This is a genomic window from Bacteroidales bacterium MB20-C3-3 (assembly GCA_035609245.1).
Taxonomy (GTDB): Bacteria; Bacteroidota; Bacteroidia; order Bacteroidales; family UBA932; genus Bact-08.
Window position 1 is genome coordinate 2,250,704 of record CP141202.1, and the last position, 24,479, is coordinate 2,275,182.

A 24,479-nucleotide genomic window follows, 5' to 3' on the forward strand; every position below is an offset into this window, starting at 1 on the left:
GCTCACTTCCCTGGTTTATGCTGTATATCCGCAATCATTAAAATATCAAGAATCCTTATAAACCTCCACTGCACCGGCACTGCCGGCACAGAGGAGAGAGCGGAATAGTTAACACGCTGCTCCGCAGCGGTAAATATTAATATCAAATAATATGGAAATGTTCGCATTGTATCCCTCAGGTGCCCGCTCCAGCCACTCCGTTGCTTCCGCGACCTGCTGGATCCACTACTTCACATATCCAAAACTTCAAAACACCCTTGACCCATCTAAACCTCCCCTGTGCCGGCACTGCCGTCACAGAGGAGAGAGAAGAACGGCTATGTCGGGTATATCATTCCACTACATTCCACTCCGTTGCATTTCGTTACACTCCATACCCCACATACGCCTAGCTATAAAAGCGAGAGTACTCCTTTCGCTCCGCTCCACTCGCACACTCGCCTTTTGAATTGCATAAATAAATAAAAAAGTCCGCAAATGTAGCCCCCAGGCTGTTCTTTGTAAAGGCCTTTCAGCCCTACAGGTTCGCTTGATAAAAATCTCCACTCTCAGGTCGCTTCGCTCCCTCAGAGTAGTATTTTTATCAGCTCAGCCTTGACAATATCCAGCCTGGGGGCTGTGAAAGCACTCCTTTTTCTTTTTTCTTTCTTTTTTTTCTTTTTTTTCTTTCCTTTTTTCTTTTTCCGGAAATATTTACATATTACCTCAAGACTCAAACTATTATCCTCTAAGCATTTGATTTCTTACCTTTGTAAAGAGATATTAGTAAACTCTGTGTTTAAGACTTGTAACTTGTACCTGTACCCATGCCACTGTATCAGCCAAATATCAAATTTTCGGACTGCTGGTCATCAGTAGGGGGGATCACTTTCTATCACCGCCACAAAAAGTGTTACTGGAGGAGAAAGCCGGCTCCTCTCTTCCCCGGGACAATGAGACAAATGGAGCATCAGTCAGTACACCTTCGGGCACTTGCCTCCTGGAGGCTACTGCCACACCTGGTACAACTGGAGTGGTCAGAGTACGCAAAAGGGGTGACAGCTCACCGACCACCGTTTTTAAATGAGAATCATATCAGCGGATATAATCTCTTTGTCTCAGCTTACCATGGATTTGCTTCCCTGGGGAATGAGCATGTTCCAACACCAAAACCGTTTGAGGAGTTTCCTCCATTTCATGCAGAGTTTATCTCTGCTCAAGTTGTTGGAGAATCGGACCTGCTAATGCAGTTCTCTCTCTCAGTTTACGGAACCGGTGAGCCACTTCGTTACCGGACCCTTGGAAAGATTCAGCTAGTGGCACCAGAGAGGGGGTGTCATCCCGGGAAAATGCTTAATTTTCTATCAGCTGAGGTGCAGTCTGCTCCTCAAAATCCAAGAATCATAAGTTTCACTATATCTAATTACCGGGATGTTTGGAGCCTGGATCTTCCGGAATTTACTTTGCATTTGCGATATCTGCTCCTGGATAATATCACCGGTTACAGGAATTTGCATAAAAGTCTATCTTGCTCATTCTCTTTGTAGAAATTCATTTACTTAAACTAATACTTTATATAATATTCATATATTTGCAGTAGATTAATTAGTTATGTTTAAACTATTGCATCATGAAGCTTATTCCATCAATTGCCTTTAGCGACTTTTCAGGCTCAGCCGGCAGTGTCACAGCCAGGAAGATAGGTGATAAAACTGTTCTCTCTTCCAGAACAAAGCATTCCCGAAAAAAGACACCCTCTCAAGCTGCAATTCGATGCAGGTTTGGGGATACTTCCAGAAGTTATTCAGAAATTACAGAGGAGCAGCGTCAGGGCTGGATCTCCCTGGCTAATAATTTAGGTAGTTATACAACTTCAACAGGATCCACTTCAATAACCGGTCATAATCTTTTTGTTGCAATTAATACTTACAGAAAGATATGCGGAAAACCTTTTACAGCTGATGCTCCTGCTCAATTGTTGCCATCGCGATATATTAATGTGGGTGATTTCTGGCTCACTCCGGAACACATTGTTTTTGCCAATGTTGCGTTACCTGAGAATTCTAATGATGTATTTCTTGTTGAAATTTATCCAGCTCAAAGTCCAGCAGAGACTAATGCCTGGGATAAGACTGTGATTGTTGCAGTTGTTCCTACGACAGACTGGGGTGAGGTTGACATTACTGATGCATTCTTGCAGAAATTCGGGACTCCTTTAACAATGGGCCAAATGGTATTTATAAAAGTGTGCAGGATAGATTCTGAATGTGGTTATATCAAATGGTATTCTATGATTGCTTATCCTGCCCGGGAGAGATCCTATTTGCATGATAGATTATATGTCCCTCGTGCAAAAATTGGTATGGACCAAATTGTTCCTGTTTCACATGAAGTAGAGTGTAAGGATATAGATTATGAAATATCAACGAGCTCAAAAATAACTTCAAACTATATTTCATTAAGCATTATAAATGCGCCTTTTATTGGCTGTGAATTTCCACATTTAGGATTGTCGAGTGCCTTTAATTATGACCGCTCTTATCAGTATTCAAGAGGAACGCCGGCAAGGAAGTATTTAATTCAATGTATGGATGTTAAGATATTCAACAACAGTAAAAAAGCAATTAATCTTTATTGTATTGGCGGAACGTTCACAAAACAATTTGAAACATTTGGAACCTATTTTTTAACTAATTAATGGATGAGAATTATGATATCACTTGTATCTAATAATTTTGGAGGAGGTAGTTTAACTTTAAAGGATTACCAAAGTAGTGGCTTATGTGTCCTAAATGGAAAGATAACTGTAAACCCCTTTAAGCCGGCTTATATTGCAGCAACTAGACTGGAGCTTGATCTGCCTGCAGGGTTTGCGATGACAAGAAGTGCAATATCAACAGCAATTCTTTACTCTAATGATTATAGATACCATTATGGTACTGTGCTACAATGCTGGATAGAGAATGGAAAGCTTTGTATTGAAAAGCTTACGGCATGGGATACTTCGACTAGTTATATCATATATATTAACTCTGCTTTTGTCACCAGGGGCTATCGGGGAGAATTCACAAAAGCCACAACAAAAGCTGTAACTATAACCAGTGATCCAAACTTATTCCGGTTTCAGAATTACTGTTATATAGAGAAAGATGCTTTTGTATACTTTGTGGGTACTTTCAACACATTTCCAGAATACGACACCCACGGTGAGGGACCGTTTACCCTAAACTTGTCAGGTTTTGCATTGGATGTGAATGTTGAAATTCCTCTGATTGTCAATGGGTATGATATCGGTTATAATCAGATTGGTTCCAAGCTAACCTCAGGTACTTTCATTAATGGAAATTTATCATTCAGTTATCCATATGGAGCCAGCGATATGGGTGGATATAGCTCTTTTTTCAATTTTTTCGCTGTTCGTGGTTGATTATTACTTTATCTAAAGTATTACTTTATATAAAGCTATTTAATAACTTAATATATTGTATAATATAATAATTTATATATTTGTATATAATTAACCCTTTAATTAACATTTATATGAAGTACACTCCTTCAATTGCCTTCGATGAATTTGCGGGATCCGCAAAGGGCGTGACTGCTGCTAAGAGCCGTGGTCGCAAATACATCCGAAACAGGGGCTATGGAAGCTCCTCATCAACCTCTTTCCAGGGTGATGTAAAAGCCATTTTTTTACAACTCACCAAAAGTTTCAAATCTCTCACTTCAGAGCAGATTGCTGCCTGGAATGCTCTTGCCCAAACTCAGGAGGGTCGCTCTGCCCTGGGATCCAAAGCAAAAATTACCGGATTCAACCTTTACCTCCGTTTGAACCATTGGGTTGTATCTTGTGGTGGCAACGCCCTGGTTACCCCTCCATCATTGATTGGTGTGCAGGCTCCATCAGCTGCAACTCTCTCTCTTACCTCCAGTGCTTTTACCCTCACTCTTGCCAGTATCCCCGATGACGTAACTAACCTTAAACTGGTTGTTAAGGCTTCTGCTCCTCAGTCAAGAGGAATAAGTGATGCTTACTCAAAAGCGGCAACCTTCTCCACTCCTATAACCCCTGTAACAACTGCAATCGCTCTTAAAACTGATTACGATTCTAAGTATGAAGCTCCCACTTCAGTTACTCCTAAGGTATTTGTAAAATGGTTCTTTGTAAATACTGTTACCGGCGAGAAATCGGGAGAGATGATGGGGCTGGCCACACTCACTGTTTAGTGTGGAGTTTTCATCAGTAAACTAAGTCTACCCAATTCTTAAACTCCCTGGCTTGTAGTAATACGAATCAGGGAGTTTTTATAAAATCTAAACGATATGACACCTGAATTGATAATACAGTTAATCTCTGCATTGCTCGGCACCGGAGGGATTGTTGCACTGTTTCTAATCATTGAGAAGAAAGCAGCTGCACAGCTTGCTAATACAGAAAAAACCAACGAGCAATGGCAACTTATAGTTGCACAGAAAGAGCGTGATTTTTTGGCACTCAATCAAAAGTATGAATCAGCCACAGAGAAGATTGAAAAACTCTATGATATTAACACAGACCTGCGAACACAGCTTGATGTGGCTAATACTAATTATGCCGTTTGTCAGCTGATGCGCTGCAATGTAATTAAATGTGCCAGCCGGATACCTCCGTTTGGCAGTACAGAAAATGAAAAGGATCTTAATGAAGGGAGGGGTGAACAATGAGAACACCAATATCAAGAGATTTCTGTTACGAAGAGTTTGAAGAGAGTTTTAAGGCTGAGGAGCTGAAAATTGATAATCATATCCCATCCGATAAAATCCGTTTTTCCATCCGGCTCCTGGTATTAAATCTTCTGCAACCACTAAGGGATAAAGCTAAGCGTCCACTTATTCTTAACAGCGGATACAGATCTCCCGCTTTGAACAGAGCTGTGGGAGGTTCAAAAGAGTCTCAGCACCTAAGAGGTGAGGCGGCCGATATACATTGCAAAGATGCTCTGGATGTGTTACTGCTTGCTCAGATAGTTTTCAGATACTCTTTGCCATTTGACCAGATGATTCTCTATGAAAATTTCTTGCACCTCTCATTCAGGACGAGTGGCCAACAACGCTATCAAATTATATATCACAAATCATACCGGGAGGCAGAGTTATGATTTCATTTAATCAAATAATAAAATATGGCCGGATTGCCGGTATTCTGGTTGTCTCTCTGCTGGCAATAATCGTAATTACAACAATTGGCAACTGCAGTAGAAAAGCCGGGATCGATTCAAAACTAATTGTTCAGCTGGACACACTATACATACGGGATACAATTCGGACTGAAAAACCTCTTCCCAAAATAATCAAGAGGATTGACACTTTCCTGGTCAAAACAAAGGATACCATCCGGCTAAAAGACACATTATACCTGGCACTTCCCAGGGAGCAGAAAACATACAGAGAGAAGAATTACCAGGCTTGGATATCCGGTTATCGCCCGGAGCTGGACAGCATTCACATATTCCGGAACACCCAGCAAATAATCACCTCAACAACCATCCAAAACAAACAAAAAACTAGAAGGTGGGGGATAGGGATTCAGGCAGGATATGGCCTAACAATGCATCAAAACATAATAACACCAACCCCATATATTGGAGTTGGTTTAAGTTATAATCTAATTGCATTTTAGCGTGTGAAATTTTTTATTAAATTTGTGTCAACTTGTGACAATAGTCATACGGTATTTTCTAAGCAACTAAGCGTCGGATAGAAATATTCGGCGCTTTTTTTAGTTTTCTAATTTAGCTACGAAGAAAAATATATTCTTTCTCTGGCTGACCAATTTTAGTAGTAATCTAAAAATGCGGACGTGGTGCGGACGTGGATTAAAAAGAGAAAAACCAAGACACTGTATTTCAGTATTTTGGTTTTGCACTTTGTGCCCGGAACAGGACTCGAACCTGCACAACCTTACGGTCACTGGTCCCTGAAACCAGCGCGTCTACCAATTTCGCCATCCGGGCAATGGTTTTGCTGTCAGGGAGTGCAAAAGTAGTGAAAAAAAAATTATTTGCAATTTTCATTAAACTTATTCCTCTTTATATTGTCAAAGATTCATTTAACAGTATTTATTTATGAGAAACTTAAAGAAACTATTTTTTGCAGCCATTCTGGTTGCCACATCTGCATTTTTTGCTACGGGAGCTGTTGCTGCTGAGCAAAAAGAGGCCAGATTGATGAGATTCCCTGATATTAAGGGAGATAAAATTGTCTTTTCTTACGCCGGTGATCTTTACATCACATCTTCTAAAGGCGGTGAGGCGAGAAGATTGACATCTTCAATAGGTTATGAGATGTTTGCAAAATTTTCTCCTGATGGTAAGATGATTGCCTTTACGGGTCAGTATGATGGTAATACAGAGGTTTATGTTATCCCGGTTGAGGGTGGTGAGCCAAAGAGGTTAACTTTTACTGCTACGCTTGGAAGAGATGATATAGGAGACAGAATGGGCCCAAATAATATTGTAATGGACTGGACTCCTGATGGTAAAAAGATTTTATACAGAACAAGATCTTATACATTTAATGATTTTACCGGCCAGCTTATGATGGTTCCGGCAGATGGAGGCCTCTCTGAAAGAGTGCCTCTCAAAAACGGTGGATTTGCAAATTTCTCTCCTGATGGAAAAGAGTTGGCCTATAACTATATATTCAGAGAATTCCGCTCATGGAAAAGATATGAAGGGGGAATGGCTGACGATATCCGCATTTTTAATTTCCAGACTAAAGAGTCTAAAAAAATCACAGATAATGTGAATCAGGATGTTTTTCCAATGTGGTCACCTGATGGAGGAAAGGTATATTACGCCTCTGACAGAGATAGCTATATGAATATTTATGAATATGATGTTAAAGCCGGCAGCACAAAACAGATTACCAGCTATAAAGAGTATGATGTTAAGTTCCCGTCTGCAGGTGATAATTATATAGTGTATGAGAATGGAGGTTTCATTCATAAACTGGATATGAATACCGGAAAATGGGAGAAGTTAAGTGTTTCAATAAATAATGACATCGCATGGTCTCGTCCTGAGTGGAAAGATCTCTCCGCCAGTATAAGGTCTATGTCAATTTCACCTAATGGAGAGAGACTACTCGGCGTTGCCAGGGGAGATATATTCTCGATTCCTGCAAAAAAGGGTATAACATATAATCTCACAAATTCATCTGATGCTAATGATAAAACAGCTGACTGGTCTCCTGACGGAAATGGTTATGCTTATGTTTCTGATAAGGATGGTGAGTTTAATATTTGGTATGTAGACTCAAAGGGTAAAGAGAGAAAACTGACTAATGTTAAGACTCATATTCTGGGATTCGAGTGGTCTCCGGATGCAAAGAGAATTGCTTGGAGTGAGAAGATGAATACACTCAACATTCTTGATGTTGCCACAGGCAAAAATAGTGTTGTGGAAAAATCAGATATTAGTCCGATGAATGACTATAGCTGGTCTCCTGACAGTAAATACATTGTTTACACCCGCCCAGGCAAAGGTGTTAACACTATTATTCTCTACAACTCTCAGAGCGGAGAGAAAGTTCAGTTAACCGATGAGTGGTACAACTCATCCTCAGCAAATTTCAGTAAGGACGGTAAGTATATCCTCTTCTCATCGGCCAGGACATTCAGCCCTACTTATGGTCAGACCGAGTGGAACCATGTTTATACAAACATGAATAAGGTCTATATCCTTCCTCTGGCTAAAGATGCCGATATCCCTTTTGCACTTAAGAATGACACTGTTGCTGTTGTTGAACCGGTTAAAGCTCCGGCTGCTGATCAGAAGAAACCGGAAACTCCTAAAAAGGGGGATATCCAGTATGATTTTACAAACCTGAAATCAAGAATCATTGAACTTCCTGTTGAAGCGGGTTTCTACGGAAATATTCATATGATTGGCAATAATGTATACTACAGCACTAGAGGTGGTATGAAGATGTATGACCTGGATAACAGAAAGGAGACCGAACTTAAGGCAAATATTATCTTCTCTGCCGGATATAAGAAGGCTCTTGCGATTGCAGGAAGAAATATGCAGGTAATAGATATACCAAAGGGCCCTGTTACAGTTTCAACATCTATTTCCCTGGCAGGTGTTAAAAAACTTGTTAACTATCATCAGGAGTGGATGCAGATTTACAATGAGAGCTGGAGACAGATGAGGGATTATTTCTATGCGAAAAATATGCACGGAGTTGACTGGAACAAAATCCAGAAAAGATATGCTCAGCTTGTTCCTCATATTAACCACCGCTCAGATCTGGCATATATAATCGGCGAAATGATTGGTGAGCTTAATGTTGGCCATGCATACTCTCAAAACGGGGAGCATCCTGAGGCTCCAAGAGTAAATATGGGTCTTCTTGGCGCAGAATTCTCAAAAGATAAATCAGGCTTCTTCAAAATTGAGAAGATAATTGAGGGTGCTAACTGGAGTAAAGAGACCAGATCTCCTCTTACTATGCCTGGACTTGGAGTTAAAGAGGGAGATTTTATAGTTTCAATAAATGGCCGCTCTTTAAAAGAGACTAATGATATTTATGAATATCTGGCAGGTACAGCTAACTCAATTGTTGAACTTGAGATTAATACCAAACCGGAGATTGCCGGTTCCAGAAAAATTCTGGTTGAGCCAATTTCAGATGAGTCAAGACTCAGATATTTCAGCTGGGTTCAGAATAACATAAGAAAAGTGAGTGAGGCTACTAATGGAGAGGTAGGTTATATCCATATTCCTGATATGGGAGTACCCGGCCTTAATGAGTTTGTAAAACACTATTATCCTCAGCTGACAAAGAGGGCTCTGATTATTGACGACAGAGGCAACGGAGGTGGAAATGTTTCTCCAATGATTACTGAGAGATTGCAGAGAACAATAACATACTTCTCTATGCACACAAATCAGAAGGAGGGAGATGTAAACCCTGTGGGTACTTTCCAGGGTCCTAAAGTGCTTCTTGTAAATGAATACTCAGCATCAGACGGAGACCTTTTCCCTTACAGATTTAAACATAATAAACTGGGGACAGTTATAGGTCGTCGCACCTGGGGAGGAGTAGTTGGTTATAGCGGAAGTATCCCCGTAGTTGACGGAGGTTCAATTGTTACACCATCATACGCTCCATTTGCTGCTGACGGAAGCGGCTGGATCATTGAGGGTACAGGTGTGACTCCGGATATTGAGATCTTTAATGATCCTTATAAAGAGTTTATGGGAGAAGACGAGCAGCTTAATAAGGCGCTTGAGGTTGTTAAAAAGCAGATGAAAGAGTATAAATATCTGCCTGCAACATTACCTCCGTTTCCGGACAAAAGTCCAAAAAAATAGTTTAGTTTGGTTGATTCCGAGGGCGGCTGATTGGCCGCCCTCTCTATTTTACTCTTGGCAAAGTAATTGCAGTGGAAGGCTTTGTTAATTTCCCAGCCATGAAAAGATTAATAATTCTTGTAATTCTTGTATTGACAGCAGGTCAGATAGTTGCTCAGTATGATGTTAATTCTCTTTATATCAGGATTCAGAACGGGGAGAGCAGAGATGTTGCCCGGGAGTTAAATCCACTGTTAAAAGATTCTCTATTCAGAGACCCTTTAGTATTAACTCTGCTGGGTGATTCATGGAGAAACCAGTTTGAGTATTCACAAGCTCTTCAGGCTTACAAAAGAGTACTGCAAATAGACTCATCCAATTTGCGGGCGATGGAATCGGCCTCTGATATGTACTCTATGCTGGGTGAGACAGGAAGTTCTAAACAACTACTGGTTAAGCTAAGTAAGATTGATACTACAAATATCAGGATCCTGAATAAACTGGCTCAGACAATGCAGTCCCAGCAGGATACAAGAGAGGCTGTCAACCTCTATAAACGACTCATGAGACTAGGCGGTTCCGGCTACAATACTGTAAAGAGTCTTGCCGATTGTTACTGGTTGCTGGGTAAAAGGGATAGTGCCGAGGTCTATTATAAAGTGGCCGACTTTGTAAATGGAAAGAGTGTTGCCACAAAACTTAACCTTAGCCAGATTGCTTATATAAATAAAGATTTAAGCAGTGCCAGGATTTATGCGCTAAGAGGTGTTGAACTTGACTCAACCTATCTGCCATTAAGAAAGCAGCTTGGAATGGTTCATTACAGACTTGAGGAGTACAACTCTGCGTTGAATAATTTTAATTACCTCATATTTAAAGGAGACTCAACTGCTGCTACTCTTAAATATGCCGGAGCATGTAACTTCTTTCTGGGGAACTTTGGTGAATCTGTCCCTTTACTTAAGAGTGTTCTGGAGAGAGATTCATCTGATACAGAGGCTATGTTTTATCTTGGCTCATCTCTGAGTCACAAAGGAGATTCTCAGGAGGCAATTAATGTCTTTAACGAAATAATGGATTTAGTTCAGCCGGATCCGGTATTGCTTTACAAACTATATAATCAGCTGGGAATTGCATATTCGGCACTTGAAAAATTGCAGCTTTCATATGATTCGTTTGCAGAGGCATACAGGCTTAATCCCGGTGATAATAAGTTGATTTTTCAAATGGCTATGGTAAGGGGCGGATTTAAAGATAAAGGCAGTCTCACCGAGGCAAAATCTCTTCTTGAAAAATATCTCGAATCTATTGCTGGTAAAGGGAGTAACCTTTCGGCAGAAGAGGTCATCCTTAGAGAGAGGGCAAAAATGTATATAGAGAGAATAAGCGAGGAGTTATTTATGAACGAGTGACCCGCTCAAGCATATGTCTAATCGGATAGATAATTCTTTTAAGGGCACTAATGTCAGTTGTTATAATCTCAGCTACTCCTGTCATCTCTTCGCTTGAGGGTATCTCAATTTTATATCCGGTCACAAGTTTTCTCGGAAATTGTACTGTAACAATATAGACTGTTTTATTATCAATTACTGCAGGAACCTCAGAAATCCCCTCAACCGAATCTGTTACCATTCCATATTCCAGATATGGATAATTGTCAATTTTAACATTTACCTTCTGACCAATTTTAACTTTTCCTGCACCATGTACAGGAATGTATATTTTACCAATCACTTTTGTCTCTCCACTTGGTATTACTGTAGCCACTACCTCTCCAATACCAATATTCTGATTTTTATCCCAAAATTTTGAGAGTGAAATTCTCCCCTCAACAGGACTCTTCAACAGATAGCTCTTCTCCCATGCTGAAACAGATGATCTTAGATTATCAAGCTTTGATTTGATTGATCTGTGAAAATCTCGGATACCTTTTAATCTCTCCTCTTCAAGATCAAATATTGTTTGTTCTGCCTGCTCAACCTGAATATTGAGATTATTAAAAGAGGTGTATTGATTTTCATATTGATTAACGGCCTCAAGCCACTCCTTCCTGCTCCTCTCCAACTCAGAAGTAGATATCGCATTTTGAGTATAAAGAGTAGAATCTCTCTCCCAGTTCTTTCTTGATAATTTACTCCTCTCCACTGAGAGTGCAAGTTGCCTTGACGAGGCCGATACCTGCATCTTCTGAAATTTTATCTGACTGCGAATCCTCTCGGCTTTTCTTCTGTGATAATTGTTTTTTACAAATGCGTTATACTCTGAGATCACTGAATAGAGAGAGGTATAATCCTCCTGAAGCTCTCCTAAATGAGTCCCAAACATAGAGGCTAATCTTATTTCTGAATCCCCTCCCCTTAGAAGAGATGCCTCTACAGAATCTGCCCTCTCTGATAATTTGAAATATGCATCAAGATCTGTTGTATTCTCAATAACAGCTATTATCTGATCTTTTTTTACACTCTCGTGATCTCTTACAAAAAAAGATGTAAGCCTGCCACTGCTTCTTGTAAGAATTTTTACCGGCATATTCTCGGATGATATTGTTATTGGTGCAACAATCTTATCCGGATATTTAAATATTAGACTTCCCGCCAACAGGAAAATAATTAATATCATTATCCCTGTTATACCCCATCTGATAATCCAGCCCGGAGGTCTTCTCAGAATATCGGTTACTTCGTCTGATCGTAATTCAATGTTTGGCCTGTTCTCCATCAGTTACCCAGTTCTAGTTGGTTTTTAACCAACCTGTAGTACTCTCCTCTCTTTTCTGTCAACTCGTGATGAGTTCCCTGTTCAATAATCCTTCCCCTGTCCAGGACTATGATGTTATCTGCATTTCGCACAGTACTAAGCCTGTGCGCTACTACTACTACGGTTCTCCCTTTGAAGAACTCTGCGAGATTCTCCATGATAACCTTCTCGTTGTTTGCGTCAAGTGCGTTTGTTGCCTCATCAAAAAACAGAAACTGAGGATTTTTATAAACAGCTCGTGCTATAAGAATCCTCTGTTTCTGTCCCTGACTTGTGCCAAAGCCCTCCTGTCCGATTTTTGTATTATAATTCAGAGGGAGGTTTTCAATAAAGGAGCCGATATTTGCTATGGAAACGGCTCTTTGAAGTCCCTCTTTGTCAATATACTCATCGCCGGGGGCAATGTTGTTTGCTATGGTGTCTGAAAAAATGAATCCCTCTTGCATTACCACTCCGCAGGTTCTTCTCCACTCCTTCATACTAAATGAGGTGAGTGCAGTGGAGCCTATCTCTATCTTCCCCATCAGAGGCTGATAGAAGCCGAGCATTAGTTTAATAAGTGTTGTTTTACCGCTTCCGCTGGCACCAACAATTGCTGTTGTTTTTCCATGCGGAATCTCCAGATTTATAGAGTTGAGAACGGTTGGAGAACCCGCTCCGTCATATTTGAATGAGAGATCAGTAATCCTGATTCCGCACTCTTTTGGTATCTCTGAAATAAGTGGAGTTGAAGGGTCATCCTCATCCCTTTTTGTATGAATTTCAGATAACCTCTCAAGGCTTATTCTTGCGTCCTGTGTTTGCTGAATAAAGCCAATTATAAGATTAACAGGAGAGTTAAGCTGTCCAATTATATATTGAACAGAGAGCATCATACCCAGTGTAAGATCTCCTGAAATAACAGCATTTGCTGCTATAAATGTTACAATTATATTCTTAAGCTGATTAATCAGAGTTCCACCTGCCTCCTGATATTGACCCAAAGCCAGACCTTTAAGACCGAGATTAAATAATTTAGCCTGTATTCTCTCCCATTCCCACCGTTTCTGTTTCTCGCAAGAGTTTAGTTTTATCTCTTGCATTCCGGTAATTAATTGAATGAGTGAGCTTTGATTTGCTGCATTCTGAGCAAATGTGCGGTGGTCAAGCTCTCTCCTCTTCTTCATAAAGAGGTTCACCCACAATATATATAGTGCAGATGCACCAAAAAAGACTGCGAAAATGGTAAAATTATAGAATAGTAAAACAGCACCAAACACCACAATATTCATCATAGAGAACAGTATGTTCAATGATGAGCCCGTCAGGAAATTCTGTATTCGCTTGTGATCGCTTATTCTTTGTAAAAGGTCCCCTGTTGTTTTGGTGTCAAAGAAACCAATGGGAAGCTTCATTAGTTTAATAAGAAAGTCAGAGATAAGAGATATATTCACCCGTGTTCCAAGGTGAAGCAATATCCATCCCCTGATAAATTCGACAAAAACCATCCCAAGAGTCAGAGCTAACTGAGCAATAAGGACAAGCCAGATGAATTTTATGTTTTGAGTGCCAATTCCGATATCAACAATACTTTGAGTCAGAAAAGGCAATATGAGCTGAAGAAGGGACCCGGCTACAAGTCCGATTATAAGCTGAGAAATAAGTTGTTTATATGGTTTAACATAAGAGAGCAGAAATCTGAATTTATTTCTGTTTATGCTCTCTCCGGGAGCAAGTCTGAATTCCGGTGTGGGCTCCAGAATAAGTGCCGCACCCAACTCCTTTCCCCTGGATATTGTTGATATCCATCCATTTCTGAACTCCCTCTCCGAGAATTGATTGAGCCCTGCTGAAGGATCTGCAACCAATACTTTAAGCCTTTTTCCCCGCCCTTTAAATCCGTGTACAACCATAAAATGGTTCTGATTCCAGTGGATTATGCAGGGTAGAGTTGATTCCTTAAGGTCTTCAAAGGTAATTTTTACCCCTGTACTTCTAAATCCAATACTCTCCGCGGCTTGGCTAATACCAAGCATAGAGACTCCCAGTCTGGAAAATTCACTGCGTTTTCTCAGGGTTTCAAGCGAATAGTGCTTTCCGTAATGCATTGCAATCATCCGCAAGCAGGTAGGACCGCAGTCCATGGAGTCATGCTGATAAAAGAACGGGAATGATTTCATGCATTAATTTAAAAAAGTGGGACAAATTTAGTCAAGTATTACTCTAATAATGACATTTCCATCTTTGTCAACAACGATATCATACTTAATACCACCACAAAGTTGAGCCATCTCTTCAGGAGTCATTACATTTTCATTTGTTTCCATAGCAATAATTATTTTTAGTTCATTTTTTCAATACAAATATGATATGTAAATTTCCCTGAATCCTTTCTGTTTCCTTACATTTTCCTTACTTTTACCTTAATTTTTAAGGTATGATACGCAAAGCCCTGACTCTCTCAATAATAGTGATTTTTTCTTTACTTGTTGTACAAAGTGTATGGCTATATAAGGTTATTGTTAATGAACGAGCAGATTTTAAGACAAATAGCACTAATGCTCTTCGCACATCAATTACAATTGAACTAGAATCTAGGTTACAGACAAGTAATCTTAAAAATAATGTAAGTTTTCAATTCTATAATAAAAATGATAGTAGTTCCATTGATAATGTTTTTCCACAGAGATTGGTTTTAGACTATGATTCAACAGGTAAGAGACAATCTTTTAAATTGTCAATGGAGGAAGTTTTTCAAGATTTACTTAAGGACATTTATCCCTTAAATCTAGATTCTTTAACTGTGATTTTTAGTAACGAATTACACATAAATAGTATTGATGCTAATTTTAATTTAACCTATTTAAATCTAGATACGGAAGTTTACCAGGAAAAAAGCAACGAAAATGATTATTTGACATCTACTTTTTCATATTACACAACTGAAATACCATTGAATGCATCTAAATCACTTGTTATTAGAGCAAAAATCTACTACCCTCTATTTGTTTACAAAGGTGATTTTTTGCTTATTGGTTTGGCATCTCTGGTCTTACTGGTTTTTATCGTTGTTGCTATTGTTCTTCAATTTAAGATGTTGTCCAGGCAGATTACTCTTGCGCAACTTAAGGAGAATCTTACCAGTTTCTTTACTCATGAGCTTAGGTCTCCTTTGCAGAGTGCTCTCTCTTCAATTGAGATGGCTGAGATGTACAGCGAGAAGAGCGAGGTAAATAATTTTCTGGAGCTCTCCAGAAATAAGGTTATTTATATAAACAGACTTATTGAAAAACTGCTTGATATTAATAAACTGGAAAAGAATAAGGTTAATCTTATAAAAGAGAACTTTCCGTTTATGGAGTCCATCTCGCAGTACCTTAATCATTACTTTAACAGAAGTGATAAAAATATAGAGATTGAGCCTCTCTTTGATCCGGCTATGTTGATTTACGGAGATAAGATTCATATATCAAATGCTATGGGTAATCTTATTGAGAATGCTGTTAAATATTCATCTGACAGTGTGCATATTAAAATTTATGCTGAGGAAAATCCGCATTATATTACTATAATTGTAGAGGATAATGGTATAGGGATTGCTCCTGCTGATCAAAAGAGAATATTTGAAAGGTTCTACAGAGTTAAATCTGCAGAACATGCAACAAAAGGTAAGGGTTTTGGATTGGGGCTTAACTATGTAAAATGGGTTGCTCTGAGTCATAAGGGAGATGTTAAAGTGGAGAGCACACCGGGGAAGGGCAGTAAATTTTTCTTTACAGTTAAAAAAGGATGAAAAGAAGAAGAATTCTAATAGCAGAAGATGAGAGAGAGTTTGGTCAGATTATGTATCAATTTCTGACTTTTAATGGTTATGATGTAAGGTATACGGATAATGGTCAGTCTGCATATGAGCAGTTTCTTGACTTTAAACCTGAGTTAATGCTCTTTGATGTTAATATGCCTGAGATTGACGGGTTTAATCTGGCTAAAATAATAAGAAGAACCAGCTCTGTTCAGATAATTTTTATTACATCGCTTTCAGACGAGGAGAGCGTTGTTAAGGGTCTGGGATTGGGTAATTGCGACTATCTTCGTAAGCCTTTTGGACTCAAGGAGCTTCACCTGAGAATTGTCAGAGCTTTTCAGCTTATAGATGCAGCAGGCGGAGAGCCGGTTCTGGACAACGAATACTACCTTGCTGATAAATGTTGTATTAAAAATGGAGACAAATTGATTCCGCTGACAAAAACCGAGAACAAATTCTTGAAGGTATTATTTGAGAATGAAAACAAAATCTGTTCAGTTGATGAGATAATTATTAAGGTCTGGGGTGATCATAATATTGATAATATTAATAATCTTGATGTTCTTGTCTACAAAACAAGACGGAAACTTGAGGGGACGCCCCTTTCAATTGAGAATATCAGGGGTGTGGGTTATTCAATTGTTTCAGTAAAGGATTAGTGTGATGAAGGTTAGAGTATATAGTCTGCTTTCTCTAATTCTTATCTCCCTGTTTTTGGGCGTCTCTTGTGAGAAGATAGGGCTAGGGAGGGATTATGACAGGGTTGTGCTGCTTTATCTTGCAGCCAATAATAATTTAAGTACATACGCAAAGGATAATGTGGAAGCTCTCAGGGATGGGTATGTGCCATCTGTAAATGATAAGAATATTCTTCTTGTTTATAAACATATTAAAGGAGAGAAGCCTGAACTGGTTAGAATGTACAAAGACCAGAATGGCCTTTTTGTTGAGGACATTGTGGCTTTTTATGAAGATCACAACTCGGCCTCTCCTGAGGTTCTAAAGGGTGTTCTTACTAAAATAAAGACTATTTTTCCGGCAGATAATTATGGAGTTATTCTATGGTCTCACGCCTCAGGCTGGTTACCTCAGGGCTATTATGGAAATAATAAATTTCCCGGAGTAAGATTAGAAGATCCATTTTCATCTATTGTGAAATCCTTTGGTGAGGACAGGGATGTGGAAATGGAGATATCTGAGCTTAGAGATGCTATACCTTATAAATTAGAGTTTTTGATTTTTGACTGCTGCTTTATGGGAGGGATTGAGGTTGCATATGAATTAAGGAAAAAGGCAGACTATATTATGGCATCACCTACAGAGATACTTGCCACCGGATTCCCTTATGAAAGCGTTATGCTCCCTTTATTTGAGTACAGGGCAGATCTTGAAGAGGTTGCAAATATTTTTTACAACTATTATGTTCCAAAGGGGGATAGCCCATATACACTGTATAATTCTGCAACAATTGCTCTCTATGATACGGATGAGATTGAGGATATTGCAGTAGTGTGTGAAGAGATATTTACCCAAAACAGGGAAAAAATGGTTTCTGTCAGCAGAAGTAGCGTTCAGCCCTATTTCAGGCTTGGGCAGGATTACTTTTTTGATCTTGAGCATTATATCTCAAAAATAGCAACTCCGTCTCAGTTACTGAAATTCCAAAAAGAGAGCGGAGAGGCTGTTATTCTCAAAAAGGCTACAAAAAACTTTCTGGACATTCCTATAGATAATTTTTCGGGATTATCAGTATATATACCTGAAATACCGGGAGGTGATCTGGAGACCTTCTACCGGACATTTGAGTGGAATCAGCGTACAAAATTGGTTAATTGATATTTTTCATTAACTTTGCGCTCCCAAAATTGCCTCGGCAACTTAAAAAAAAGTCAAGCTTTTTGGTGCGATGGGATCCGTAAACCGGATTGAGTAACACATTTTAAATTATTTTTATGAAAACAATTCAACTGGAGGGCCTTGCAAGAAAGGTTTCAAACAAACAGGCTGTAAAAACATTAAGAAGAGAGGAGCGCGTTCCTTGCGTACTTTACGGAGAGAATATTAAGGAGAATATCCTTTTCTCTATTGATAAAAAGGAGCTTGGTCAAATTATCTATACTCCAAACTCTTACATTATTGAATTGAATATTGATGGCAAAAAGTATCTTGCTACATTCCACAGTTCACAGTATCATCCTGTAACAGATGAGCCTCTGCATGTGGATTTTCTTGCCATTGCTGAGGGAAAACCTGTAACTATCAATGTTCCCGTTGTTCTTAGCGGAAACTCTGACGGTGTTAAGCAGGGTGGTAAACTAATGCAGTCTACTCGTAAGCTTAAAATTTCTGCAATGATTGATAAGCTTCCTGATACACTTAATGTAGATATTACAAACCTTAAGCTGGGAAAAACAATTGTAGCCGGCGAACTATCTTATGATGGAGTTCAGATTCTTAGCCCTAAGAGTTCAATTATCTGCGCTGTTAAGATGACCCGTGCTGCTATTGGTGCTGCTGCCGCTGCTGCTGCTGCAAACAAATAGTAAACTGATACGGGCATGAGTTTTTTAATAGTCGGTTTAGGAAATATCGGCATTGAATACGCAGATACCCGTCACAATATTGGCTTTAATGTGTTGGATGTCCTTGCCGGGGCGTCCAACATCTCTTTTGAGAGTCGTCGTCTGGGTTCTGTTGCCGAATATCGTTACAAAGGAAAGAATTTTATTCTCTTAAAACCCTCTACTTTTATGAATCTAAGCGGAAAGGCAGTAAATTACTGGCTTCAGGCAGAGAAGATTCCGGTAGAGAATATGCTTGTTATTGTTGATGACCTGGCACTCCCTCTTGGTACATTGAGAATGAGGAAACAGGGCAGTGACGGGGGACACAATGGTCTTAAGGATATTGCAGCCACTCTTGGTCATACTAATTATGCAAGGCTCAGGGTTGGAATTGGTGATAACTTTGGAGACGGAGGGCAAATTGATTATGTCCTGGGCAGATGGAGTGAGCGGGAGCGTAAAGAGTTGCCTTTCATCTGTGATAAGGCTGCTGATGCTATCCGTTCATTTGGAACAATTGGTGTTGAGCGTACAATGAATATCTGCAACACAAAATAAATATTCTTAAATATTTCAGGATATGAGCCGTCTTGACAAATTCCTTTGGTCAATAAGAGTTTTTAAAACCCGTTCTGAAGCAGCCGATGCTTGTAAAAGCGGGAGGGTAAAAGTTAATGGAACAGAGGCTAAATCCTCCCGTGAGATAAAGAGCGGAGATGGAGTTACTGTCAGAAAAGGTATTGTTACATACTCATTCAATGTGAAAACTCCTATCGATAAAAGACAGCCGGCCAGACTGGTTGAGGAGTTTGTTCAAAATACTACCCCTCAGTCTGAGCTAGATAAGTTATTGGTTCCTAAAGAGACAATGCATATGGTAAGAGAGCGAGGCACCGGCAGACCAACCAAGAAGGAGCGGAGAGAGATGGATGGAGTTATGGATACTCTCTGGTGGGATGATGAGGATTAATTAACTCTCGGCTTACCAATTATTTCCAGAAGGTGACACGATGGTGTTGCCTTTTCTATTGTGTACTCGCCAATGTAGGCTGGTAATATTGCACACTCCCCCCTCATCAGGGATACTACACCATCTCCACCTTTAATAATTGCCTCTCCGTCAACTGAAAAGTAAATTATAAAACTATTAAAGATGTCACTTTCAAGACGCTCTTTTTCATTAACTTCAATGAGAGAGACTTTAAAGTAGCTGCAATCTGCGAGGTTTTTCCTGGAGCCATTTACTGAGAGAAATTCATCATTTCTAAGGTAGAGTGGGGGCTTAATCTCAAGTTTTCTGTAATTTATACAATCTATGGCCTCATCAAGGTGCATCTCTCTGGCAGTCTCAGGATTATGCTCTCTTCCCCAGTCGTAAACTCTGTATGTGATGTCTGATACCTGCTGAATCTCGGCAACAGTGATCCCTCCGGTTGCGGAGTGGAGAGTCCCGGGTTCTATAAATACAAAATCCCCCTTTTTAGGATTTATAATATTCATAATCCCTTCTACGCTCTCATTCTGGCAGTGTTCATAAAATTCCTGAGGTGTAAGATCTCTGTTGAGCCCCAGGTATATTTTAGCATCTGGCTTAGCCTCCAGAATATACCAGCACTCTGTCTTTCCGTAAGAGTCGTGTCTCTCAAGCGAAATTTCATCAGATGGATGGAGCTGAAGAGAGAGAGAGTCATTTATCTGCAGAATTTTGACCAGAAGCGGAAATATATTTCCAAACGATTCATATATAGCATCTCCGGTAAATTCCCCGAGATATGTCTCAATTAATTCGTTAATAGTGTTTTCACGAAGAAAACCATTTGAAACAAGAGAGGTGTCGTCATCAAGACCGCTTATTTGCCATACCTCTCCTCCCCAGACTCTCTCTTTAAGTATGGGTTTAAACTTCAGTGGATATAGATTTGTCATAGTTGCTTTTTAAATACCAAAGGGATGCGATGGTAAACAAAATTGAAAAAACATAAAGAATTATGTATTGATTAAATGGCATCAGGGATGAGAAAGTGGCATCTGCTCCCATATCCGGAAAGAGTAGTGTAATCATAAAAGAGAATCCATTATTAACAAAATGTATAAAAATGGTGGCGAGTAGTGATCCTGTTTTCCAGTATATCCACCCCATCAGTAAACCAACCATAAATGCCGGGAGAGCCTGCCATGGGTTCAGGTGCATAACTGCAAACATAAGAGCAGACCAGAATATTGCTTTTGCGGGTGTGATGTGATGAAGGAGTCCTCTTAAGATAACGCCTCTGCAAAGTAACTCCTCAAACAGGGGTGCAAATATTACAACTGTCAGGAATGAGCTCCACGGATTGAGCTTCATGTTATCGTAAAATTCTTTGATAAAATCCGGAACACCCATCCATGTATAAAGGGGTTCTGTAGCAATATTAAAAGTAAAAATCAGGAAAAAGATGATTATAAAGCTTAAAGTCATCCCAAGTTTTCCAAAATTCTTTGAGTTAACCGGCCGGGTGGGGGGGATTCTGTTTGGCTCAATAAGGCTCATTTCTCTCTGATTGCGAATCTCTCCTATTATAAATATTGTAGCTGGAAGAAATACAAGTGGATATATTATTAAATCTGCCCATTTAGCTGCAGATGGGACTGCAAATGAGATTGCAAGTGTTCCGAATCCGGCTACCAGCATACCTACCAGCGCAGTAAGCGCAAGAAGAATCCAGCTCTGTTTTAGGTCAGGTAGGTACGAGTCAAGATATTTAAAGTACTTATTAAGTTGCATGGGAAATTAGAATAAAGGGGTAGGGTATTTACCACCGGAAACTAAATTGGAGAGGCTCTCTACCACTCTCTCTCTATCCTCCCTGAATGTTACTCCAAACCATTTGTCAGGAGTTGACAGTAGTTTGCAGGTTGCTTTTCCACTGGATATAAGTTTGTTAACAACATATGGAATGTAGAACTCAGATGTCAGATTCTCAATATTTTTGTTTAAAAACTCAATAAAAAGCTGGTCACTCATTGTAAAATAGTCTGGAGTGAATCCCCACATATTCATTGAAACCGGAGCCATTTTATCAATTTCCACTCTTACTCCTGCAGAGTTGTCTCCCATGATTTTTTTTAATCCGTCAATCTCCTCTTCAAAGATATTATGATGCTCCTCTACTGAAGTGAGAAGAGAGTTTGCGTCTGAACTGCATATTCCTCTTGATACCTTTCCTGCCTCAGAAAGGGTATTGGCTGTCATAAAACCTACCATAGCATACTCTCCGCTTTTTCCGGCAACAGAATTTAAAAAGTCTGCCAGGATCCTGAATGAATCCTGTCCATAGTAGTCGTCAGCATTTATAACTGCAAAGGGAGTTGTGATAGCATGCGCTGCCATCATTACTGCATGTCCTGTTCCCCAGGGTTTGCTCCTCTCCTTATTTAACTTAAATCCAACGGGAATGTTTTCCAGCTCCTGCTCAACAAAGTTAAATTTGATTCTATCTCCGTATCTGGCTCTTATTCTCTCCTCAAAATCTGAGCGGAAGTGTTTTCTGATTACAAAAACTACCTCTCCAAACCCAGCCTGAATTGCATCGTAAACTGAATAATCCATGATTGTCTCCCCGGAAGGGCCCACTCCGTCAAGTTGTTTAAGCCCTCCGTATCTGCTGCCCATTCCGGCGGCCAATACCAGTAGTGTTGGTTTTGTCATATCGAACTTATAGATAGATTGTATATTCAACAAAAATAACAAATTATATTTCTATTTTTGCATATCAATTTGATTGCAGCGCTCATATGTTCAATAAATTCAAGGAAACAAGATTCTGGCAAATAGTAAAAAACAAGTATCTGCTTGTTACTGTCGTTTTTTTTGTATGGATCACATTCTTTGACAGCAATTCTCTGATAAAGTGTTCCAGGGTAGTATCCAGTATCAGTTCTCAGGAGAAGGAGAAGAGATATTACAGAGAGGAGATTGAATCAATTGAGGAGAAGCTGCACGAACTTAGCTCAAACAAAGATAGTCTTGAGAAATTTGCGAGGGAGCAGTACAAGTTCTATAAGGAGAACGAGGATCTCTATCTGATTCTGGAGGATAAAAAATAGATCTCAGATAAGGAGGTCTCTGAGATCGTCAGATTCATATGTAGGTCCACCGTCACAAGGGGTGTTTTTATAATTATAGAAAAACTGATCTATTCCAAAAATCATAGCCCCTTCAATATCATTTGCAAAATCATCCCCAACCATCAGGGTCTCTTTTTTATCGCCGCCGATAGCCTTGATTGCCCGTTTAAAAATAATTGGGCAGGGTTTGTGTACACCTTGCTCTTCAGAAATCATTACGGCCTGGAAAAACTTATCAATTCCGGATTTGTTTAGTTTTCTGTACTGAACCTCTTTAAACCCGTTTGATACAACAGCCATTTTTATACCCTTCATATGAAGTTTTTCAAGCACCTCCATAGCATGAGGCATCAGAATATTCTGATTTGGCATCTCATCAAGATATACTTCACCAAACTCTTTTGAAAAATTTTCATCATCAATTCCATAAAGGTTAAATGCTTTATGGAATCTTAACCATCTAAGTTCCTCCTTTTTGATATCTCCTTTCTCGTAACCGGCCCACAATATGTGGTTTATTTGTTCATATTGTTCAAAGAATTCAGATTTATCACCTACCGGAACATTGTATTTGTCAAGTAGTTGGTAGATGTTGTTTCTGGCATTGGCATCAAAATCCCACAATGTTCTGTCCAGGTCAAACAAAATGTATTTATAATCTTTTCTAATCTTCATTTAGTATAGTAATCAATCATAGAGTTTATTGCAGCCTTACAGGTTTCACAGAACCCGGGGGCTTCGTTACTCTTCATTCTGCATTCAATAGCAGGTCTGAAAATTCCTTTTGCCATATATCCACCACCTTCAAAAACCCCTGTTGTATTGGAGAATGTGCTGTTTTGAGGAGTTGGAACAGGTGTCCCCGGAGAAATCAGCCCCTTCCATTTAGAATCAAAATCAACAAGTGTTGTTATGTTAGGTTCCCAGGGCTCAACCTTTAAATTATAGAAATCTTCGTAAGCAACATCTGAAGAGTAGTACTCATCTGCGAGCCCTGCAAAGCTATGGCCAAACTCGTGAACAAATACCTCTGAGGCAAATTTATGATCTGACATACTTAACCCGTAGTAATTGTAAATTCCTCCCCCGCCGTATTTGTCTGTGTTTACAATTACATACATTGCATCACAATGAGATAAAGATGCAAGAGTTGAGACCCTTTTATGATCAGGTGCCGTTAAATATCTGTCAGTACGGAAAGTATAGAAGTTTGATGATGCAACAGTGTTCTTCCAAACACCATAGTGGGGAATATCGGGACCACTCTCCTGTGATACTGATTCTACAGCCCATACATTAAAATCTTTCATCCGTGATTTGTATGGCTCAGTATTGAAAAGGTAAGATGCAAATCTTTTAGCATCCTGCCTGAATTTTCCCATCTCCTCCTGAGTATAGCCCTCTGCAATAAATAACAGGTCTACCTTTTTTGACGGATCTCCGGAGTAGTGGATTGTGTCTGTTTTAAAATTATGTTCTATCTCTCGCTTAATTAATTTATCGGCAGGATCTATGCTGAATTTTGCCAGTTGAGAAAACTTCCCGCTTGCCTTAACTCTCTCATAAAATATAAGATCTACCCCCTTTTTTGGAAATGGAATCCTGCACGATCCGGTAAAAGCCATCTTGTTCTCTTTTGCCTCTGAAGTAGTACGCCACTCTTGAAAAAGGTTATTGAATCCTGCTGAATAAATAATTTTATTGTTCTCTTTCACCTCAATCCGGAACTCCCCATAATTGAAAGGGTCTGCCAGTTTGCTCCTTGTTCCGCTCCAATGTGGCTCCAGAGTAAGCCCCTCCAGATAAATATCCTGTTTTTCTGCATCTCCGGCAAATACCAGATCAATCCTGAGCCTCTCGCCTGTAAAATGGGTGTCAAAATCAATAGCCTGAGAGCGAAGCAGATTTGTAATAAGGAGCAGAGCGGTAAGTACAGCTATCCTTTTCATA

The 24,479-nt window shown here is 39.6% G+C and carries 23 protein-coding genes and 1 tRNA gene; 16 read left to right on the forward strand and 8 right to left on the reverse strand.

All coding sequences use genetic code 11. The features are described 5' to 3' along the window. Positions 1 to 941: 941 nt before the first annotated feature. From U5907_10230 to U5907_10260, 7 genes are all read left to right on the forward strand, one after another. Positions 942 to 1,526, forward strand: a complete 585-nt coding sequence (locus U5907_10230; GenBank protein ID WRQ32945.1) for a hypothetical protein — start codon at positions 942 to 944, stop codon at positions 1,524 to 1,526. 83 nt (positions 1,527 to 1,609) lie between these two features. Beyond that, complete coding sequence (locus tag U5907_10235; GenBank protein WRQ32946.1) at positions 1,610 to 2,677, forward strand: hypothetical protein; 1,068 nt, start codon at positions 1,610 to 1,612, stop codon at positions 2,675 to 2,677. A 3-nt stretch (positions 2,678 to 2,680) separates the two neighbouring features. Then, positions 2,681 to 3,406 carry a hypothetical protein gene (locus U5907_10240; GenBank protein ID WRQ32947.1) on the forward strand — a complete coding sequence of 242 codons (726 nt, stop codon included), beginning with the start codon at positions 2,681 to 2,683 and terminating at the stop codon, positions 3,404 to 3,406. Positions 3,407 to 3,519: 113 nt separating this feature from the next. After that, entirely contained in the window at positions 3,520 to 4,206 is a 687-nt protein-coding gene (locus U5907_10245; protein WRQ32948.1) for a hypothetical protein, read from the forward strand. 96 nt (positions 4,207 to 4,302) lie between these two features. Further along, on the forward strand, positions 4,303 to 4,683 hold the full coding sequence (locus U5907_10250; GenBank protein WRQ32949.1) for a hypothetical protein: 381 nt from the start codon (positions 4,303 to 4,305) through the stop codon (positions 4,681 to 4,683). After that, entirely contained in the window at positions 4,680 to 5,117 is a 438-nt protein-coding gene (locus U5907_10255) for a D-Ala-D-Ala carboxypeptidase family metallohydrolase (GenBank protein ID WRQ32950.1), read from the forward strand. The genes U5907_10250 and U5907_10255 overlap by 4 nt, the downstream gene beginning before the upstream one ends. After that, positions 5,114 to 5,638 carry a hypothetical protein gene (locus tag U5907_10260; protein ID WRQ32951.1) on the forward strand — a complete coding sequence of 175 codons (525 nt, stop codon included), beginning with the start codon at positions 5,114 to 5,116 and terminating at the stop codon, positions 5,636 to 5,638. Before U5907_10255 ends, U5907_10260 begins: the two co-directional genes overlap by 4 nt. A gap of 250 nt (positions 5,639 to 5,888) precedes the next feature. Here the strand turns inward: U5907_10260 and U5907_10265 are convergent. After that, positions 5,889 to 5,972, reverse strand: a tRNA-Leu gene (locus U5907_10265). A 111-nt stretch (positions 5,973 to 6,083) separates the two neighbouring features. On the opposite strand from U5907_10265, the gene U5907_10270 reads away from it, so the two are divergent. Further along, complete coding sequence (locus U5907_10270) at positions 6,084 to 9,338, forward strand: S41 family peptidase (GenBank protein ID WRQ32952.1); 3,255 nt, start codon at positions 6,084 to 6,086, stop codon at positions 9,336 to 9,338. A 98-nt stretch (positions 9,339 to 9,436) separates the two neighbouring features. Next, positions 9,437 to 10,729, forward strand: coding sequence for a tetratricopeptide repeat protein (locus tag U5907_10275; protein WRQ32953.1), 1,293 nt, complete (start codon positions 9,437 to 9,439; stop codon positions 10,727 to 10,729). Here the strand turns inward: U5907_10275 and U5907_10280 are convergent. Together U5907_10280 and U5907_10285 are read right to left on the reverse strand one after the other, a co-directional pair. Further along, positions 10,716 to 12,035 (reverse strand): HlyD family efflux transporter periplasmic adaptor subunit, encoded by a 1,320-nt coding sequence (locus U5907_10280; GenBank protein ID WRQ32954.1) that lies wholly within the window; start codon positions 12,033 to 12,035, stop codon positions 10,716 to 10,718. The genes U5907_10275 and U5907_10280 overlap by 14 nt on opposite strands. After that, on the reverse strand, positions 12,035 to 14,233 hold the full coding sequence (locus U5907_10285; GenBank protein ID WRQ32955.1) for a peptidase domain-containing ABC transporter: 2,199 nt from the start codon (positions 14,231 to 14,233) through the stop codon (positions 12,035 to 12,037). Before U5907_10285 ends, U5907_10280 begins: the two co-directional genes overlap by 1 nt. A 257-nt stretch (positions 14,234 to 14,490) precedes the next feature. Between U5907_10285 and U5907_10290 the strand changes: the two genes are divergently transcribed. The 6 genes from U5907_10290 to U5907_10315 all read left to right on the forward strand — a co-directional run bounded on the left by U5907_10290 (position 14,491) and on the right by U5907_10315 (position 19,392). Continuing rightward, complete coding sequence (locus tag U5907_10290) at positions 14,491 to 15,846, forward strand: HAMP domain-containing sensor histidine kinase (GenBank protein WRQ32956.1); 1,356 nt, start codon at positions 14,491 to 14,493, stop codon at positions 15,844 to 15,846. Beyond that, positions 15,843 to 16,517 carry a response regulator transcription factor gene (locus U5907_10295; protein ID WRQ32957.1) on the forward strand — a complete coding sequence of 225 codons (675 nt, stop codon included), beginning with the start codon at positions 15,843 to 15,845 and terminating at the stop codon, positions 16,515 to 16,517. Before U5907_10290 ends, U5907_10295 begins: the two co-directional genes overlap by 4 nt. Positions 16,518 to 16,521: 4 nt before the next feature. Then, positions 16,522 to 17,694, forward strand: a complete 1,173-nt coding sequence (locus U5907_10300; GenBank protein WRQ32958.1) for a clostripain-related cysteine peptidase — start codon at positions 16,522 to 16,524, stop codon at positions 17,692 to 17,694. Positions 17,695 to 17,810: 116 nt separating this feature from the next. After that, positions 17,811 to 18,401 (forward strand): 50S ribosomal protein L25, encoded by a 591-nt coding sequence (locus U5907_10305; GenBank protein ID WRQ32959.1) that lies wholly within the window; start codon positions 17,811 to 17,813, stop codon positions 18,399 to 18,401. Positions 18,402 to 18,416: 15 nt separating this feature from the next. Beyond that, complete coding sequence (gene pth, locus U5907_10310; GenBank protein ID WRQ32960.1) at positions 18,417 to 18,980, forward strand: aminoacyl-tRNA hydrolase; 564 nt, start codon at positions 18,417 to 18,419, stop codon at positions 18,978 to 18,980. Positions 18,981 to 19,002: 22 nt separating this feature from the next. Further along, entirely contained in the window at positions 19,003 to 19,392 is a 390-nt protein-coding gene (locus U5907_10315; GenBank protein ID WRQ32961.1) for a S4 domain-containing protein, read from the forward strand. Here U5907_10315 and U5907_10320 read toward each other — a convergent pair. From U5907_10320 to U5907_10330, 3 genes are read right to left on the reverse strand one after another with little or no spacing between them, the layout of a single operon-like run. Then, positions 19,389 to 20,348 (reverse strand): type I phosphomannose isomerase catalytic subunit, encoded by a 960-nt coding sequence (locus tag U5907_10320; protein WRQ32962.1) that lies wholly within the window; start codon positions 20,346 to 20,348, stop codon positions 19,389 to 19,391. The two genes, U5907_10315 and U5907_10320, sit on opposite strands and share 4 nt — an antisense overlap. Further along, positions 20,320 to 21,186, reverse strand: a complete 867-nt coding sequence (locus U5907_10325; GenBank protein WRQ32963.1) for a type II CAAX endopeptidase family protein — start codon at positions 21,184 to 21,186, stop codon at positions 20,320 to 20,322. The genes U5907_10320 and U5907_10325 overlap by 29 nt, the downstream gene beginning before the upstream one ends. Positions 21,187 to 21,192: 6 nt before the next feature. Further along, positions 21,193 to 22,110 carry a nucleotidyltransferase gene (locus tag U5907_10330; protein WRQ32964.1) on the reverse strand — a complete coding sequence of 306 codons (918 nt, stop codon included), beginning with the start codon at positions 22,108 to 22,110 and terminating at the stop codon, positions 21,193 to 21,195. Positions 22,111 to 22,196: 86 nt separating this feature from the next. On the opposite strand from U5907_10330, the gene U5907_10335 reads away from it, so the two are divergent. Next, entirely contained in the window at positions 22,197 to 22,508 is a 312-nt protein-coding gene (locus U5907_10335; GenBank protein ID WRQ32965.1) for a septum formation initiator family protein, read from the forward strand. A gap of 3 nt (positions 22,509 to 22,511) precedes the next feature. Here the strand turns inward: U5907_10335 and U5907_10340 are convergent, their stop codons facing one another. Beyond that, positions 22,512 to 23,204 carry a YjjG family noncanonical pyrimidine nucleotidase gene (locus U5907_10340; GenBank protein ID WRQ32966.1) on the reverse strand — a complete coding sequence of 231 codons (693 nt, stop codon included), beginning with the start codon at positions 23,202 to 23,204 and terminating at the stop codon, positions 22,512 to 22,514. After that, a complete protein-coding gene (locus tag U5907_10345; GenBank protein WRQ32967.1) occupies positions 23,201 to 24,478 on the reverse strand; it encodes a M64 family metallopeptidase in 1,278 nt (425 codons plus the stop codon). The genes U5907_10340 and U5907_10345 overlap by 4 nt, the downstream gene beginning before the upstream one ends. Position 24,479 lies beyond the last annotated feature (1 nt).

Coding starts and splice junctions, on each gene's coding strand:
- U5907_10230 (WRQ32945.1), top strand. CDS start 942: ATGGAGCATCAGTCAGTACACCTTCGGGCACTTGCCTCCTGGAGGCTA.
- U5907_10235 (WRQ32946.1), top strand. CDS start 1,610: ATGAAGCTTATTCCATCAATTGCCTTTAGCGACTTTTCAGGCTCAGCC.
- U5907_10240 (WRQ32947.1), top strand. CDS start 2,681: ATGAGAATTATGATATCACTTGTATCTAATAATTTTGGAGGAGGTAGT.
- U5907_10245 (WRQ32948.1), top strand. CDS start 3,520: ATGAAGTACACTCCTTCAATTGCCTTCGATGAATTTGCGGGATCCGCA.
- U5907_10250 (WRQ32949.1), top strand. CDS start 4,303: ATGACACCTGAATTGATAATACAGTTAATCTCTGCATTGCTCGGCACC.
- U5907_10255 (WRQ32950.1), top strand. CDS start 4,680: ATGAGAACACCAATATCAAGAGATTTCTGTTACGAAGAGTTTGAAGAG.
- U5907_10260 (WRQ32951.1), top strand. CDS start 5,114: ATGATTTCATTTAATCAAATAATAAAATATGGCCGGATTGCCGGTATT.
- U5907_10270 (WRQ32952.1), top strand. CDS start 6,084: ATGAGAAACTTAAAGAAACTATTTTTTGCAGCCATTCTGGTTGCCACA.
- U5907_10275 (WRQ32953.1), top strand. CDS start 9,437: ATGAAAAGATTAATAATTCTTGTAATTCTTGTATTGACAGCAGGTCAG.
- U5907_10280 (WRQ32954.1), bottom strand. CDS start 12,035: ATGGAGAACAGGCCAAACATTGAATTACGATCAGACGAAGTAACCGAT.
- U5907_10285 (WRQ32955.1), bottom strand. CDS start 14,233: ATGAAATCATTCCCGTTCTTTTATCAGCATGACTCCATGGACTGCGGT.
- U5907_10290 (WRQ32956.1), top strand. CDS start 14,491: ATGATACGCAAAGCCCTGACTCTCTCAATAATAGTGATTTTTTCTTTA.
- U5907_10295 (WRQ32957.1), top strand. CDS start 15,843: ATGAAAAGAAGAAGAATTCTAATAGCAGAAGATGAGAGAGAGTTTGGT.
- U5907_10300 (WRQ32958.1), top strand. CDS start 16,522: ATGAAGGTTAGAGTATATAGTCTGCTTTCTCTAATTCTTATCTCCCTG.
- U5907_10305 (WRQ32959.1), top strand. CDS start 17,811: ATGAAAACAATTCAACTGGAGGGCCTTGCAAGAAAGGTTTCAAACAAA.
- pth (WRQ32960.1), top strand. CDS start 18,417: ATGAGTTTTTTAATAGTCGGTTTAGGAAATATCGGCATTGAATACGCA.
- U5907_10315 (WRQ32961.1), top strand. CDS start 19,003: ATGAGCCGTCTTGACAAATTCCTTTGGTCAATAAGAGTTTTTAAAACC.
- U5907_10320 (WRQ32962.1), bottom strand. CDS start 20,348: ATGACAAATCTATATCCACTGAAGTTTAAACCCATACTTAAAGAGAGA.
- U5907_10325 (WRQ32963.1), bottom strand. CDS start 21,186: ATGCAACTTAATAAGTACTTTAAATATCTTGACTCGTACCTACCTGAC.
- U5907_10330 (WRQ32964.1), bottom strand. CDS start 22,110: ATGACAAAACCAACACTACTGGTATTGGCCGCCGGAATGGGCAGCAGA.
- U5907_10335 (WRQ32965.1), top strand. CDS start 22,197: ATGTTCAATAAATTCAAGGAAACAAGATTCTGGCAAATAGTAAAAAAC.
- U5907_10340 (WRQ32966.1), bottom strand. CDS start 23,204: ATGAAGATTAGAAAAGATTATAAATACATTTTGTTTGACCTGGACAGA.
- U5907_10345 (WRQ32967.1), bottom strand. CDS start 24,478: ATGAAAAGGATAGCTGTACTTACCGCTCTGCTCCTTATTACAAATCTG.